Origin of the sequence: Pedobacter faecalis (genome assembly GCF_030182585.1) — a bacterium.
Lineage (GTDB): Bacteria > Bacteroidota > Bacteroidia > Sphingobacteriales > Sphingobacteriaceae > Pedobacter > Pedobacter faecalis.
In genome coordinates this window covers 1773382-1788631 of record NZ_JARXOW010000001.1, presented here as the reverse complement: position 1 = coordinate 1788631, position 15250 = coordinate 1773382, and the positions used below count along the sequence as shown (strand labels likewise).

Genomic DNA, 15250 nt, shown 5'->3' with positions numbered 1-15250 from the left:
GTGGAACTGCCTTTTTTTTTGAAAGTCTGCTTTCGGAAAACTGTTATCTTTGGTGCCAATGAAATATTTGATAGTTGGACTTGGAAATATTGGGCCGGAATACGCCCATACGCGACATAATATCGGCTTTGATATCGCTGACGAATTGGTGAAACAGTTGGGCGGCACTTTTTCAAATCTGAGACTTGCATATTACTCGGAAGTGTCTTTCAAGGGTAGGAAGCTGTATGTGATTAAGCCTACAACCTATATGAATTTGAGTGGCAAGGCGGTGAATTACTGGATGAACGAACTGCGGATCACTCTGGAAAATGTGCTGGTTGTAGTGGATGATCTGGCTTTGCCGCTGGGTAAACTGCGGTTGAAACTTCAGGGCAGCAGTGCCGGCCATAACGGTCTTAAAAGCATTGAAGGTTTATGTGGCGGACAGGAATATCCAAGACTGCGGTTTGGGATTGGCGATAACTTTGCAAAGGGCAGGCAGGTTGACTACGTGCTGGCACCATTCGATAAGGATGAGCAACCCGAGCTACCAGCTTTAATAGCCAAAAGCACAGAGCTGATCAAGAGTTTTGTAACCATAGGGCCGGCGCAAACGATGACGGCGTTTAACCAGTAGTAAGCCTGCTTAAGGTGTCATGCAGAGCTTTCAGTTCGAAGGGCTTACTGATGACTGCATTCGCTCCGGCATCAATGGCGGTTTTCCTGTCCTCATCCATTGCTGCCGCAGAAAAGGTCACGATAGGCACCTGCTCTTTTCCCGGAGCATAGCCTGCCCGGACTAATCTGATTGCCTTCAGACCGTTCATGACTGGCATATAAGTATCCATAAGGACGATATCGTACGCATGAGCTTTGATGTGGTCAAGAGCATCCTGGCCATTTTCAACGACGTCCGGTTTGATGCCCCAGTCCTTCAGAATCTTAACGATGAGGAATTTGTTGATCGGATTGTCTTCTGCTACCAGCACTTTGAGGTCTGCAAACGAGCTGAATTTTTCTTCTGCTGACGGACTTGCTTTGATCTCCTTAAGGATTTCATAGCGGTTTGTGAAGGAGAAGGTGCTTCCCCTATTTTCCTCGCTGCTTACTTCAAGTGTCCCGCCTTTTAGCTTCGCAAGGTTCTTGACGATGGACAAGCCAAGGCCTGTGCCTCCGAACTTGGCTGTAGTCTGTTCATCTGCCTGTTCAAATATTTCAAATATCTTATCGATGTTCTCTTTCGCAATACCTATACCGGTATCGATAACGGAAAATTTGATGTTTGCGGTATTGCCTTTAAGGTCTAGTACGTCTATGGCGAGCGTTACACTGCCGTCTGTGGTGAATTTTATGGCGTTACCAATCAGGTTCATCAGAATCTGCGTGAGCCTGAGGGAGTCGGCCAACACATATTTGGGGAGTTGCGGACTGTACTTTTTAATAAGGTCTACATCTTTCTCTTTCGCTTTTATGCTAAGGAGGTTGACCACGTTGTCGCACATGTCGACCAGGTTGACTTCGGTCCGGTTGATTTTAAATTTGCCTGCTTCCATTTTAGAAAGGTCCAGGATATCGTTAATGACGCCAAGGAGCGAACTGGATGAAACCTCCAGCAGGTTCATCATTTCACGCTGCTCCGGGCTGAGTTCCGTTTTACTCAACAATTGTGCAATGCCAATGATTCCGTTAATGGGTGTGCGGATTTCATGACTCATGTTTGCGAGGAAATTTTCCTTGATGCGCTTCCCCTGCTCAGCCTGTTCTTTCGCCAGGATCAGTTCTTTCTGATAGGTCTCAAGGTCTTTGTTTGTTCGCTTAAGATCGCGCTGGTAACGCACCATTTGTATGAATGAATCCACTTTTGCGGAGGTGATGTACGGGTCAAGCGGTTTATAAAGATAGTCGACCGCCCCGGTGTTTAGGCCTTTAACTGCATATTTGGTTTCCTTAGATATGGCTGTTACGAAAATGACCAGTATGTCTTTTGTGCGCGGATTGCTTTTCAGAATTTCTACAAGTTCAAATCCATCCATTTCAGGCATTTGAACATCAACCAGGGCGATCGCAATATCCATTTCCCAGGAAAGACGTAGAGCTTCATTAGGATTCGTTGTACTTATCAAATTGATGTCGTTCCTTTCCAGAAGCGCTTCCAGCGTAATAAGGTTTTCCGGTCGGTCATCAATAATGAGTATGTTGATCTTTTCCATGGTATCTGACTAGACTATTTTCTGATAGATGTTATTCTTTTTGTCGATTATCTTAAATTTTTGCGCCTCTGTATCCCGTAAGCTTTCTTTCGGACCTAAACACAAAAAACCAAAATTAGCTAAACTGTCGTAAAGTAGGTTAATTACTCTTTTTTGGAGTTCGGTGTTGAAATATATGAGGACATTTCGACATGAGATTAACTGAAATTCGTTAAAAATGCCGTCTGTAACGAGGTTATGTACGGAGAAGAGGAGGTTTTTTTTGAGATACTGATTAATCGTCGCGGCATCGTACCTGGCGGTGTAATAATCGGACAATGACTTTTTTGGATTGGTTTTAAGGTAGTTTTCTGAATAAAGTTTCATTTTAGCAAGGTCGTATATGCCCGACTTTGCTTGTTTTAGCACGTGCGCATTAATATCGGTACCATAGAAGAAAGATCGATCATAGAGGCCTGCTTCATCAAAAAGGATTGCAAATGAATAAAGCTCTTCACCCGATGAGCAACCGGCATTCCAGACTTTAATCCTTTGATAGGAGCTTAGGTATGGTACAACGTTCGCGGACAAGGAATTGTAAAAGCTGGGATCTCTGAACATTTCAGTGACGTTGACTGTAATCTGGATGAGGAAGGACTCGAAATAGTTTTCGTTATTGACGAGTGCACTCTGCAGGTCAGCATAGCTCAGTCGCTGGAGCTCCATGATCCGGCTGACCCGGCGCTTTAATGATGCAGCCGCGTAACCGCTAAAGTCGAACCCGTGTAAGTTTTTGACGAGTTGAATCAGCGCGGAAAGCTGGGCGTAGGTAATGGTTTCTGGATGATTATTCATAAGTTGTTAACTAAGCCATACCCTGAGCATAGAGACCAGTTTGTCGATATCTACCGGCTTGCTGATATAATCATTAGCCCCGGCTTCAAGGCATTTGTCGCGGTCACTTTTCATGGCTTTGGCCGTCAGCGCAATGATCGGTAGTCGCTCATATGTTTTATCGGCCCTAATTGTCCGCATGGCCTCATAGCCATCCATCTCTGGCATCATAATGTCCATAAGGACCAGGTCGGTGTCGGGATGATCCTTAAGTTTTCGGATGGCTTCCACGCCGTTATGTGCAATGGCGATTTGAAGCTCGTAACCCTGTAGTGCGCTGGATAGTGCAAAAATATTTCGCATGTCATCGTCTGCGATCAGAATCTTTTTGTTTTTTAGTGCTTTCTCGAGCGTGGAGACCGGTTGCTGATGCTTGGTGCTGGATGGGAACTTATCGGTAGCATCCAGTTTGTTCATGAACAAGCTGATCTCGTCGATAATCCGGTCGTTCGACTTTGATGATTTCAAGACCAGTGCATCCGTATATTTAAGAATACGGGTCATTTGATCATCGGTCAGTTCCATAGAGGTATTGATAACTACAGGTACCTGTTGTGCTTTGGCTTTGATCTGATCAAGCAGATCGAAGCCAGAGATGTCAGGTAACTTCAGATCGAGGATAATGCAGTCGAAGGCATGTTGGCTCAACAGTTCCAAGGCCTCTTTACCGGTATAAGCCGGATAGACTTCAGCTTCACGTTGCTGAAGCTGTCGGGCAAGTATTTCGCTTTGCACTTCCTGATCTTCTATAAGAAGCACTTTGCGTGGCTGGTTGGTGGCAAATGTTGTTAGTTTGCTGAATATAACATCAAGCTCTTCTTTTTCCACAGGTTTTTTCAGAAAACCAACGGCACCTTTTTGTTGTGCCAGATTTTCTTTCTCGTCTCCGGCCGACATGATATGTACCGGGATGTGTTTCGTGGCTGGGTCGGACTTAAGCTTTTTAAGAACCGTCCAGCCATCCATTACGGGAAGCATAATATCAAGAATGATGGCATCAGGAAGAAGCTTTTGTGCGCGATTCAAGCCTTCATCGCCACTATGTGCAAGTATAGCTTCAAACCCCCTTTCTTCGGCGTAGCTTTTCAGGATGTCAGCAAAGACCTGATCGTCCTCAATAATCAGTATCCGCCGTACCTGCGGTGTCTGCTGTGTAGCATGCTCAAGATGGATTTTGGTATTTAGCAACATTTCACCGGCAGCCTGGTCAGAAGGGTCGTCTGACTGAACTTGATGCGGTGCAGTTTCAGGCAAATACAGTGTGAAAATGCTTCCTTTGCCCGGTTCACTCATGACCCGCAGCTCGCCTCCCAGCACGAATGCAAGCTCTTTGCTGATGGAAAGCCCCAGCCCCGTACCGCCATATTTGCGGCTCGTAGATCCGTCGGCCTGCTTAAAGGCCTCAAAGATAAGTTGCTGCTTGTCGTGAGATATGCCAATGCCAGTGTCTTTAACTGAAAATGCGATCACATTTTCTCCAGCATTGCTGAGGTTCGACGAGAAAAACTCTGTCTGTTCGGGCCGCCCGATGTTTAACGAGATTTCGCCTTCCTCCGGGGTAAACTTGAAGGCATTTGAGAGTAGGTTTTTGATGATTTGCTGCAGGCGGAGATCGTCGGTAAGTATAGTTGTGGGCAGGTCGGGTGATATACTTGTATTGAATTTGATCTTTTTGCTGTTGGCCACTTCTGTAAACAATGATTCAATATCGCTTTTGACATTTTGTAATGGAACTTGCTCTATGGAAAGCTCGATTTTACCTGATTCGATTTTTGACAGGTCGAGGATGTCGTTAATCAGTGTAAGAAGCTCACTGCCTGCGTTATGGATCACCCCGGCATATTTGATTTGTTCGTTGTTGAGATTTTCTGAGCGATTTTCTTTAAGGATTTTCGCTAGGATGAGAATGCTGTTCAGAGGCGTTCTGAGTTCATGGCTCATGTTGGCCAGAAATTCTGATTTATACTGGCTGGAAAGTTCGAGTTCCCGGGCCTTTAAACTCATTGCCTCTCTGGCCTGGTTTACGACCAGGTTCTGCTCTTCCAATTGACGAGCTTTTTCTTCGAGTTCAGCATTGGTTTGCCGCAGTTCTTCCTGTTGAACCCGCAGTTCTTCTTCTGATGCTTGAAGTTGCTCAGATTTGTGTGTAAGTTCTTCGTTGGCTGTTCTTAATTCCTCCTGCTGGCACTCGAGTTCCTCCGCCTGACTCTGGGTCTGGTCGAACAATGCCTTCATTCTGATTCGGGCCATGGCACTATTGAGGGCAATACCGATGTTCTCTGTGATATTATTCAGAAAGGCTAGTACGGCTTCATCGGGCGAAGCGATCATTCCAAGTTCGATAATGGCGATCGTTTTGTTCTGGAAAAGAACGGGCACTATGACAATATTTCTCGGATCGGTTTGACCTAGCCCGGAACTTATGTTCAGGTAACCCGAAGGCAGGTTGGATAGAATTTTTAGCTGCTGGTCACGTGCACATTGTCCGATATATCCTTCCCCCATGTGGTATACCTTTTCGGTGTCGGCGATGTTGCAGGCATAGCCACCTGAAAATGTAAAATCCTCACCTGATCCAGACGATACAAAGATACATCCTACCTGAGCTTCTATATGCTTGCACACGGCTGTGGTGATCCTGTCACCAAGCTCGTTTAACTCCTGTTCTCCGCGCATTGCTACGTTGACCGCGCCGGCACCCCGGAGCAGCCAGTTTTTCTGCTCATTGTCGGCCGAGATCTTCTCAAGTCTGAGGTTAGACTCACGGATATGTTCCTCCGTAAGTTTTTGCTGATCGAACGTGCGCTTGATATACGAGAAAAGGAAGAGGATGAGTCCGAAAATAATGAGAGCGCTTACGAGCACGATGAGCCCGCTTCTTTTACTGCTGCTTTCAGTTGCTGCCGTTCGCTTAGCCAATAACTTGTATTCCTCCGAGATCATTCTTTGGCTGATGTTGAATATCCGGTTTTTATAGAGCTGGCCTGTTCCCGACATCACGCGTGCCGAACTCGCCGCCGAGCCTTGCTCCTCATGAAGTTTCAGCACAAGTTTCATCTCATTGACCTTATCCAGTGCACGCATATAAAGGGAGTCGGCCAGACGGACCTGTTCTGGATTTTCCTGAATAAGCTGGCGCAACTTTTTAACCGTCGGCAGGATTTTGTCTGCGCTGTTATTATAGGGGATAAGGTATTTTTTTTCTTTGGCTATGACGTATCCTCTCATCCCCGTTTCGGCATTTAAGACTTGTGTCTCGACTTCCTTTACCAGATTGATCACATCGTACGTATGTGTTTGCCATTTTATATCCTTTTTCATCACATCAATACTGACATAGGACGTAATTGCCGAAAGCAGAACGAATAATAATGAGATAGCAAAACCTGTAAAGACCTGCTGCTTAAAGGATAAGTTTACCATATGCCCGACATTTATTATGATTCATAACCTTTGGCAATAATAATCAATATATCTGGTTCGGAAATACCTCAGGCTGTTTTACAGGATGAGTGTTTGTAGCGACTGGCTATATGTTTGTCCGACGGGAAGGGGCTGCGTTCCTAACCATACCTGGTATTTGTCAAATTTAGTGATTCGGTCTCTTGCTACGGCATAGGTTCTGTGAATGCGGACAAAACTCTTAAGGGGCATGGAATTGAGCATATCGTTAAAGGGTAGGCGGGTACTAAGGGTCAGGATTACGGCGTTTGATGGTTTTTGCTCTTCCTGTTCCATTTGCGGCTGGACATGCAGGCACAGCAAAAGGTAGCAAACGCTGGTCACCATATGGCTAAAGAAAAGCGTTAGCCAAAAGTTGTTAAAGTAAACGTGGTCTCTGATGGAGTAGTGGTCGCTTATGGCCTGGGCGCTCGAAAACAATAGTGCGAGCACAACGCATGCATTGAATGCGATTAATTCTATTTTGGTGATCTCTTTTAATCTGGTCATGATTACTCATAATGTATGGTGCAATACTACTAAGCTTTGCAACGTGAATGATAAAAATGTGACGAATGACCTTATAAATGTGACGAACATGGGCTATTTTTGCCCCATGATCATTTATGGAATACCAAATTGCAACTCGGTGAAGAAGGCGATCACGAGCCTTGATAAGCATGGGCTGGCATACACTTTTCATGACTTTAAAAAGAAAGGCGTGACTGCGGAAAAATTAAACCGGTGGTGCGATGTCTTTGGCTGGGAGAAGGTGCTCAACAAGAAGGGGACGACCTGGAGAAAACTGTCGGCCGAGGAACAAGCAGGGGTCGGCGACCAGGAGAGTGCTATTGCTTTGATGCTTGGGCATTCGAGTTTGATTAAGCGTCCGGTACTCGAGGTAGCGGGAGAACCCGCACTTATCGGCTTTGATGAGGGCGCGTACGTTGCACTTAAAAAAAACTAGAAAACCCGCGAAAAAGAATATCTTTATTTTTCGTTTAACCGACCATATGTTTATGTTGAATAAGACAACCTTCGTATTAGTTGCACTATGTGTAATGGGCCTGAATGCTGCTGCGCAATCCGGACTAAAAAGTAACTATGATCCTCATGCGGCATTTAGTCCGCTCTTTTATACGCAGAATGGGAACGAGTATCGTTCTGCGAGTGGGTATCCCGGTCCGAAGTACTGGCAGAACCGGGCCGACTATGCGATCTCTGCTGAGTTGGATGATGTGAAACATATGGTGACCGGATCGGTCACGATCACCTACCAGAATAATAGCCCTGATCCGTTGCCTTACCTATGGCTGCAACTGGATCAGAATTTGTTTTCCGAGGAGTCGAGAGGAAATGCCCTGATTCCTGCCGGAAGTCGTTACGGTGCGAGAGGAGAGAAACTGGATGGAGGATATACGATTAAGAGGTTGACGGTTTTACAGAAACAAAAGGCGGTTAAATTCACTTCTGTTATAGAAGACACCAGGATGCAGATCCGTTTGGATCAACCGCTTTCGGCATCCGGTGATGTGATTACCATTAAAATGGATTTTTCTTTTATTGTCCCGGTAAACGGATCGGACAGGATGGGGCATTTGTCGACAAAGAACGGGGAGATATATTCGATTGCCCAGTGGTTTCCAAGGATGAGTGTTTATGATGATGTACTGGGATGGAACACTTTGCCGTACTGGGGTGCAGGGGAGTTCTACTGTGAATACGGAGATGTGGACTTCAGTGTTACAGCGCCAGCCAGTCATATTGTGATGGGATCGGGGGAGTTGCTGAATCCTCAGGATGTATTTACCCCGGTTCAGCTGGAGCGATGGAATGCGGCAAAAGACAGTGATAAGAAAGTGACGGTGCGTACTGCAGGGGAGGTAAATGAGAAATCTTCGAGGCCGGCGAAGGAGAAGCTTACATGGAAGTTCCGCATGAAGAATACACGTGATGTGGCCTGGGGTTCTTCGAAGGCGTTTATTCTTGAGGCTGCAAGGATAAATCTTCCAAGTGGGAAGAAGTCGCTCGCCGTTGCAGCGCATCCGGTGGAAAGTAATGGTAATGATGGCTACGGACGCGCCGTGGAGTATGTGAAAGCTTCCGTGGAACATTACTCGCAAAAATGGTTCGAATATCCTTACCCGATGGCTATAAATGTGGCAAGTAACGTTGGTGGGATGGAATATCCGGGTATCGTTTTTTGTGGATGGCAGGCAAAAAATGAGGATGCCTGGGGTGTGATTGATCATGAATTTGGTCACACCTGGTTTCCCATGATTGTGGGGAGCAATGAGCGTAAATACGGCTGGATGGATGAGGGCTTTAATACCTTCATCAACGGCTTGTCTTCTGCGGCATTCAATAATGGAGAGTATAAACCTGAAAAACTTGATATGCATAAGGTTGCTGAATATCTCGCGCAGCCTGAGCTGGAATATATTATGCTTACGCCAGATGCGATGGTGGAACGCAATATTGGTAACAACCTGTACAGTAAACCAGGCTGGGGACTTGAAATACTTAGAAATGAGGTTTTGGGGGCAGACCGTTTTGACTACGCCTTCAGGAAATATATTGAGCAATGGGCATATAAGCATCCTACTCCGGTGGATTTCTTTCGCGCTATAGAAAACGGTGCAGGTGAGGATCTTTCCTGGTTTTGGAGAGGTTGGTTTATGTCGAACTGGAAAATGGATCAGGCTGTTGTAGATGTGAAGCCAGCCAAGGGCGGTGAGGCAGGTGGGTATGACATTATGGTCGCTAATCTTGAGCAGCTGCCGATGCCTGTCATATTGCAGGTAAAAATGAAAAGTGGGAAAACTGATATTGTCAGGTTGCCGGTTGATGTTTGGATGCGAAATAAAATATGGACGGTGAAATATCCTGCTGCTGAGGAAGTGGTGTCGGTGGTTCTGGACCCGGAAAAGGTTTTGCCTGATATGAATACTGCAAATAACAGCTGGAAGAAGAATTAATCTGATGACTTCGTCTGAACAAAAGAATAATCCGCTTCACGGAAAAACGCTTGAGTTTATTCTGAAGCAGCTGGTGTGGCATTATGGCTGGGCGGAGCTGGGTTCGATGGTCAGGATCGATTGTTTTTTAAATAATCCGACCATGAATTCCAGTCTGAAATTCCTTCGGAAAACCGACTGGGCCCGCAAGAAGGTGGAGAAGCTTTATGTGAACACTTTTCACTAATGTGGTATTTTATTTGGTTAACCTATTGATTTATAAAATGTATTGTCGTACTTTTGCAGTCCCTTATTGAGGGGTAAAGTTTTAAAAACATAAAAGAAAAAGCAAAAGGAAACAATGCCAACCATTCAACAATTAGTTAGAAAAGGTAGAGTAGCACTGGAGTTCAAGAGTAAGTCTCCGGCGTTGGACAGCTGTCCACAGCGAAGAGGTGTATGTACGCGTGTATATACCACTACCCCTAAAAAACCAAACTCAGCAATGCGTAAAGTAGCGCGTGTACGTTTAACCAATGGTAAAGAGGTTAACGCATACATCCCTGGAGAAGGTCACAACCTGCAGGAGCACTCTATCGTATTGATCCGTGGTGGTCGTGTTAAGGATTTACCAGGTGTACGTTATCACATCATCCGTGGCGCCCTTGATACTTCAGGCGTTGCAGGACGTAATCAGCGTCGTTCGAAATATGGTACTAAGCGTCCTAAACCAGGACAGGCAGCTGCAGCACCAGCAAAGGGTAAAAAGAAATAATCAGGAGGAATAAGAAATGAGAAAGTCAAAACCAAAAAAGAGAATCATCCTTCCTGATCCGAAATTTAATGATGTTCAGGTTACAAGGTTTGTAAATAACATGATGTACGATGGTAAAAAATCCATCGCTTATGATATTTTTTATGATGCAGTTGAACTTGCCGAGAAAAAAGCTGGTGAAAATGGCTTGGAGGTATGGAAGCGTGCATTGTCAAATGTAATGCCTTCAGTTGAAGTTAAATCCCGTCGTGTGGGTGGTGCTAACTTCCAGGTTCCAACAGAAGTAAGACCCGACCGTAAGGTGGCCTTAGGTATGAAATGGTTGATATCTTTTGCACGTAAGCGCGGAGAAAAGACCATGAAGGAAAAACTGGCAGCTGAAATCGTTTCGGCAGCTAAAGGTGAAGGTGCTGCAGTTAAGAAGAAAGAGGATACCCATAAGATGGCAGAGGCCAACAAGGCATTCTCGCATTTCCGTTTTTAATATATAGGATCCAGAGATAAAATGGCAAGAGATTTAAAATTTACAAGAAATATAGGGATCGCCGCTCACATTGATGCCGGTAAAACGACGACAACTGAGCGTATCCTTTATTATGCCGGTGTAAACCACAAGATTGGTGAGGTACACGAAGGTGCCTCTACAATGGACTGGATGGTGCAGGAAGCTGAACGCGGGATAACCATCACGTCAGCTGCAACGACTGTGTTCTGGCCTTACAGAGGAAATAAGTATCAGGTAAACGTAATTGATACCCCCGGGCACGTGGACTTTACCGTAGAGGTAAACCGTTCGCTGCGTGTACTGGACGGATTGGTGTTTTTGTTTTCAGCAGTGGATGGTGTTGAGCCTCAGTCTGAAACGAACTGGCGTTTGGCTAACAACTATGCGGTTCCTCGTATCGGTTTTGTGAATAAAATGGACCGTTCAGGTGCAGACTTCCTTAAAGTAGTTAAGCAGGTTAGAGAGATGCTGGGTAGCCATGCTGTTCCATTGCAATTGCCTATCGGTGCTGAAGATGCTTTTAAAGGAGTAGTTGATCTGATCAATAACCGCGGTATTGTTTGGAATGAGCATGATAAAGGTATGACCTTTACGGAAGTGCCTATTCCTGAAGATATGTTGGATGAGGTTTCGGAATGGCGCGAGAAGCTTCTTGAGGCTGTAGCTGAATATGATGAGTCGTTGATGGAGAAGTTCTTTGACGATCCAAATTCGATTACAGAGCGGGAGATTTTGGATGCTTTGAGACAAGCTACTTTGGACGCGAAGATCGTTCCGATGGTTTGCGGATCTTCGTTCAAAAACAAAGGCGTGCAGACTATGCTTGACCTGGTGATGGAATTATTGCCGTCGCCTCTGGATGTTGAGGGTATTACTGGTACTAACCCGAACACAGGCGAAGAAATTGTACGTCAGCCTAAGATTGAAGAACCATTTTCTGCGCTTGCGTTTAAGATCGCAACAGATCCGTTTGTTGGACGTTTGTGCTTTATCCGGGTTTATTCAGGTAATCTGGAAGCCGGCTCATATGTTTATAACGCTCGTTCTGAGAATAAGGAACGTATTTCGAGGATCTTCCAGATGCATGCCAACAAGCAGAATCCTATTCCGAACGTTGGTGCAGGTGATATCGCAGCGGTTGTTGGTTTCAAGGACATCAAAACCGGAGACACGCTTTGCGATGAGAAGAATCCAATCATTCTTGAGTCGATGGTATTCCCTGAGCCGGTAATTGGTTTAGCTATTGAGCCTAAAACACAGGCAGACGTAGATAAGTTGGGTATCGCTTTGGGTAAACTGGCTGAAGAGGATCCTACATTTAGGGTGGAAACAGATCAGGAAACCGGTCAAACGGTTATTTCCGGTATGGGTGAGCTTCACCTTGACATCCTGATCGACCGTTTAAAGCGTGAGTTTAAGGTAGAGGTAAATCAAGGTGCTCCTCAGGTAGCTTATAAAGAAGCTATTACTGGCTCAACTCAACATCGTGAGACCTATAAGAAGCAAACTGGTGGACGTGGTAAATTTGCGGATATCCAGGTTATTATTTCTCCGATTGATGAAGATTTTGAAAAAGGTGGACTGCAGTTTGTGAACGAAATTGTGGGTGGTGCGATCCCTCGCGAATTCATTCCTTCGGTAGAAAAGGGTTTTGCTGCAGCTATGGTAAATGGCGTTCTTGCAGGATATCCGCTTCCTGATATGAAAGTTCGATTGATCGATGGATCTTTCCACGCAGTCGATTCAGATGCGCTTTCTTTTGAGATTGCTGCTCGTTCAGCTTTCCGCGAGGCGTTACCGAAATGTAAGCCGGTATTGATGGAACCTATCATGAAAATTGAAGTATTGACGCCTGAAGAAAACATGGGTGACGTTATGGGAGACCTTAACCGTCGTCGTGGCCAGCTTCAAGGTATGGATACGCGTAACGGTTCTCAGGTAATTAAGGCATTGGTTCCACTTTCAGAAATGTTTGGTTACGTAACACAGTTGCGTACTATAACTTCAGGACGTGCAACTTCTACAATGGAGTTTGATCATTATGAGCCAGCACCGAAGAACGTACAGGATGAGGTTATTGCAAAGTCTAAAGGTAAGATCAAGTCAATCGATTAATAATACGCTGTCGGTTATTAATAGCTCTAACCGACAGCACAATTAAATAATAATAATGAGCCAAAGAATTAGAATTAAATTAAAATCTTACGATTACAATCTGGTAGATAAGTCTGCTGAGAAAATCGTGAAGACTGTGAAGCCTACAGGCGCAGTTGTAAGCGGACCGATTCCGTTGCCTACAGAGAAAAAAGTGTTTACTGTGCTGCGTTCACCACACGTGAATAAAAAAGCCCGTGAGCAGTTTCAACTTTGTGCCTATAAGCGTTTGCTGGATATCTACAGCTCTAACTCAAAAACCGTAGATGCGTTGATGAAACTAGAGTTGCCTAGCGGCGTTGAGGTTGAAATCAAGGTGTAACGCTAAGATTTTAGTTAAAAAAGAGCCTTGCTGAACATCAGCAAGGCTCTTTTTATTTTCGGTACTTCATCGTTGATTTTTGAACTCTTCCAGTTTGTTTCTTTCGTCCTGGAGTTCTCGTGCAAGCTTTTTCTCTTTCTCATTTGCTTTGGTTTTGTATCGTTGGTGTTCTTCGCTCAGCTCATTGTACAAACCGGCCCGGTACCTGGCTTCGCGAACGGCGGCCAATGATCTGACAACCGTTAGTGTAAGTGCTAGGGCTAGAATGAGGATGATGCTCCATACGATAGCATTATAGGTTCCTTTTTTAAAGGAAAGGCCGAGGATCTGCAGTTCATCCAGTTTGGCATTTGCATTGGCCAAAGCGTTCTCGTTGCCTCTAAGTTGTCTGTCCATGGTGTCGAGGCGCGCCTGCAGGCTGTTTACTTTCTTCTTCGTGGCGACAAGATCATTTTTGCCGAAGGATATGCTGTCTCTCACACTGGCCCAAAATGCTGCAAGCCTGTTGGGGTTAACTATTTTGTAGCCATCTAATGTTCTTGATCTGGATAGCATCAATTTATACTGATCCTGAAGTGATGTACCGGTCTTTAAGGAATCTTGAGGGAGTTGTGCCGTTGTTGTCAGGCTGATCGCCAGCATCATGATCATGGTTGTAATTTTTTTCATAAGACAATCTGGTTATTCATACAACATTCATTTTAATTTTTACTGTGTAAGCATTGGAGATAGTATATTTGCCACAATGTCGGTATTACTATTCACAATTATTGTGTTAACCGGAGCATTTTTGGCGGGTCTGGTTGGTTCTCTTACTGGTCTGGGCGGCGGTGTGGTTATAATTCCATTGCTGACTTTGGCGCTGAACGTAGATATTAAATATGCTATCGGTGCATCCATCATCTCTGTGATCGCAACCTCTTCGGGCTCGGCCGCAGCTTATGTAAAGGAAGGTATCACGAACATACGCATCGGGATGTTCCTGGAAGTGGCTACCACGGTCAGCGCCATTCTCGGGGCTGTAATAACAATATTTATTGATCCGGGCTATATTGCGATTGTATTTGGTTTAATTCTTTTATTTTCCTCTGTCATGATGGTTAAGAAAAAAATTGATCGTTCAGACAATGTAGCCTCTGGTAAGGCGGCGGCTTTCTTTAGGTTGAACGGTTCTTATCCGACAGAAAGTGGACAGAAGGCATATGCCGTTCATAACGTGGCGGGCGGTTTTGTAATGATGTTTTTGGCAGGCATTATTTCAGGTTTACTTGGCATAGGTTCTGGCGCGTTAAAAGTGATCGCTATGGATAACATCATGAGGATACCTTTCAAGGTATCAACTACTACAAGTAATTTTATGATGGGGGTTACTGCGGCGGCGAGCGCCATTGTCTATCTGCACAGGGGACAAATAGATCCAGGAATTGCGATGCCGGTTACAGTAGGTGTTCTTTTGGGCGCCACAGTGGGATCGAGGGTTTTAGTGCGCACAAAAACGGATAAGCTTAAGGTCGTGTTTGCTGTCGTAGTTACTGTCCTGGCACTGCAGATGATCTACAAGGGAATAACGGGATTGATATGATGAATAAAGATAAAGGAGACTTGAAGAGTGAGAAAGATATTCAGCTGATTCTGGGTACGCTGCTTCGGGTAGGAGTAATGTCGTCTATGATCATTGTACTTATTGGAGCGTGTATTTATCTGTTTGACCATTCAGCAGAACGAATAGATTACGGTAGCTTCAATCCCGACAAATCGGGCTTGTCTTCAGTGTCTGCTATATTGTATGGTTTGCTTCGACTGGACGGTAGTTCAGTCATCCAGTTTGGTGTTTTGCTGCTCATCTTTACCCCGGTTATGCGTGTGGTATTTTCTGTGTTCAGTTTTTTAATTGAGCGCGACTACCTGTATGTTGCTATCGGCTTTTTTGTGTTGTGTGTCATTTTGTTTAGTCTTAGCAATAACTTAGTGGGTTAGTGGGTTTTTGACAGCCTCTCCGGCTGTTATTTTTTTTCTGCGTTTATTTAAAAA

General features: G+C 44.9%; 15 protein-coding genes. 10 read left to right on the top strand and 5 right to left on the bottom strand.

What is annotated here, in order from left to right; genetic code table 11:
- Positions 1–58: 58 nt before the first annotated feature.
- Positions 59–619 (top strand): aminoacyl-tRNA hydrolase, encoded by a 561-nt coding sequence (gene pth / locus QEP07_RS08085; protein ID WP_285009363.1) that lies wholly within the window; start codon positions 59–61, stop codon positions 617–619.
- On the opposite strand, the gene QEP07_RS08080 is transcribed toward pth, so the two are convergent.
- The 4 genes from QEP07_RS08080 to QEP07_RS08065 all read right to left on the bottom strand — a co-directional run bounded on the left by QEP07_RS08080 (position 609) and on the right by QEP07_RS08065 (position 7016).
- Entirely contained in the window at positions 609–2192 is a 1584-nt protein-coding gene (locus QEP07_RS08080) for a hybrid sensor histidine kinase/response regulator (protein ID WP_285009361.1), read from the bottom strand. The two genes, pth and QEP07_RS08080, sit on opposite strands and share 11 nt — an antisense overlap.
- 9 nt (positions 2193–2201) lie before the next feature.
- Entirely contained in the window at positions 2202–3026 is an 825-nt protein-coding gene (locus QEP07_RS08075) for a CheR family methyltransferase (RefSeq protein WP_285009360.1), read from the bottom strand.
- A 6-nt stretch (positions 3027–3032) separates the two neighbouring features.
- Positions 3033–6488 carry a response regulator gene (locus tag QEP07_RS08070; RefSeq protein WP_285009358.1) on the bottom strand — a complete coding sequence of 1152 codons (3456 nt, stop codon included), beginning with the start codon at positions 6486–6488 and terminating at the stop codon, positions 3033–3035.
- Positions 6489–6566: 78 nt separating this feature from the next.
- The gene (locus QEP07_RS08065) at positions 6567–7016 is read right to left on the bottom strand and encodes a LytTR family transcriptional regulator DNA-binding domain-containing protein (protein WP_285009357.1); all 450 of its coding nucleotides are present in this window, start codon (positions 7014–7016) and stop codon (positions 6567–6569) included.
- A gap of 43 nt (positions 7017–7059) precedes the next feature.
- On the opposite strand from QEP07_RS08065, the gene QEP07_RS08060 reads away from it, so the two are divergent.
- The 7 genes from QEP07_RS08060 to rpsJ all read left to right on the top strand — a co-directional run bounded on the left by QEP07_RS08060 (position 7060) and on the right by rpsJ (position 13219).
- Positions 7060–7473: an arsenate reductase gene (locus tag QEP07_RS08060; RefSeq protein WP_350223365.1), complete on the top strand. Its 414-nt coding sequence runs from the start codon at positions 7060–7062 to the stop codon at positions 7471–7473.
- A gap of 52 nt (positions 7474–7525) precedes the next feature.
- The gene (locus tag QEP07_RS08055; protein ID WP_285009356.1) at positions 7526–9484 is read left to right on the top strand and encodes a M1 family metallopeptidase; all 1959 of its coding nucleotides are present in this window, start codon (positions 7526–7528) and stop codon (positions 9482–9484) included.
- Positions 9485–9488: 4 nt separating this feature from the next.
- On the top strand, positions 9489–9710 hold the full coding sequence (locus QEP07_RS08050; protein ID WP_256003817.1) for a VF530 family protein: 222 nt from the start codon (positions 9489–9491) through the stop codon (positions 9708–9710).
- Between the two features lie 114 nt (positions 9711–9824).
- Positions 9825–10238 carry a 30S ribosomal protein S12 gene (rpsL, locus tag QEP07_RS08045; protein ID WP_010599925.1) on the top strand — a complete coding sequence of 138 codons (414 nt, stop codon included), beginning with the start codon at positions 9825–9827 and terminating at the stop codon, positions 10236–10238.
- A 16-nt stretch (positions 10239–10254) separates the two neighbouring features.
- Positions 10255–10722, top strand: a complete 468-nt coding sequence (rpsG, locus tag QEP07_RS08040) for a 30S ribosomal protein S7 (RefSeq protein WP_256003821.1) — start codon at positions 10255–10257, stop codon at positions 10720–10722.
- Positions 10723–10743: 21 nt separating this feature from the next.
- A complete protein-coding gene (gene fusA, locus QEP07_RS08035; protein ID WP_285009355.1) occupies positions 10744–12858 on the top strand; it encodes an elongation factor G in 2115 nt (704 codons plus the stop codon).
- Between the two features lie 55 nt (positions 12859–12913).
- Positions 12914–13219 (top strand): 30S ribosomal protein S10, encoded by a 306-nt coding sequence (rpsJ, locus tag QEP07_RS08030; protein WP_084237698.1) that lies wholly within the window; start codon positions 12914–12916, stop codon positions 13217–13219.
- 66 nt (positions 13220–13285) lie between these two features.
- On the opposite strand, the gene QEP07_RS08025 is transcribed toward rpsJ, so the two are convergent.
- Positions 13286–13888 carry a hypothetical protein gene (locus QEP07_RS08025; protein WP_285009354.1) on the bottom strand — a complete coding sequence of 201 codons (603 nt, stop codon included), beginning with the start codon at positions 13886–13888 and terminating at the stop codon, positions 13286–13288.
- A gap of 76 nt (positions 13889–13964) precedes the next feature.
- On the opposite strand from QEP07_RS08025, the gene QEP07_RS08020 reads away from it, so the two are divergent.
- Positions 13965–14801, top strand: coding sequence for a sulfite exporter TauE/SafE family protein (locus tag QEP07_RS08020; RefSeq protein WP_256003826.1), 837 nt, complete (start codon positions 13965–13967; stop codon positions 14799–14801).
- Positions 14798–15196, top strand: a complete 399-nt coding sequence (locus QEP07_RS08015; protein ID WP_285009353.1) for a DUF1634 domain-containing protein — start codon at positions 14798–14800, stop codon at positions 15194–15196. The genes QEP07_RS08020 and QEP07_RS08015 overlap by 4 nt, the downstream gene beginning before the upstream one ends.
- Positions 15197–15250 lie beyond the last annotated feature (54 nt).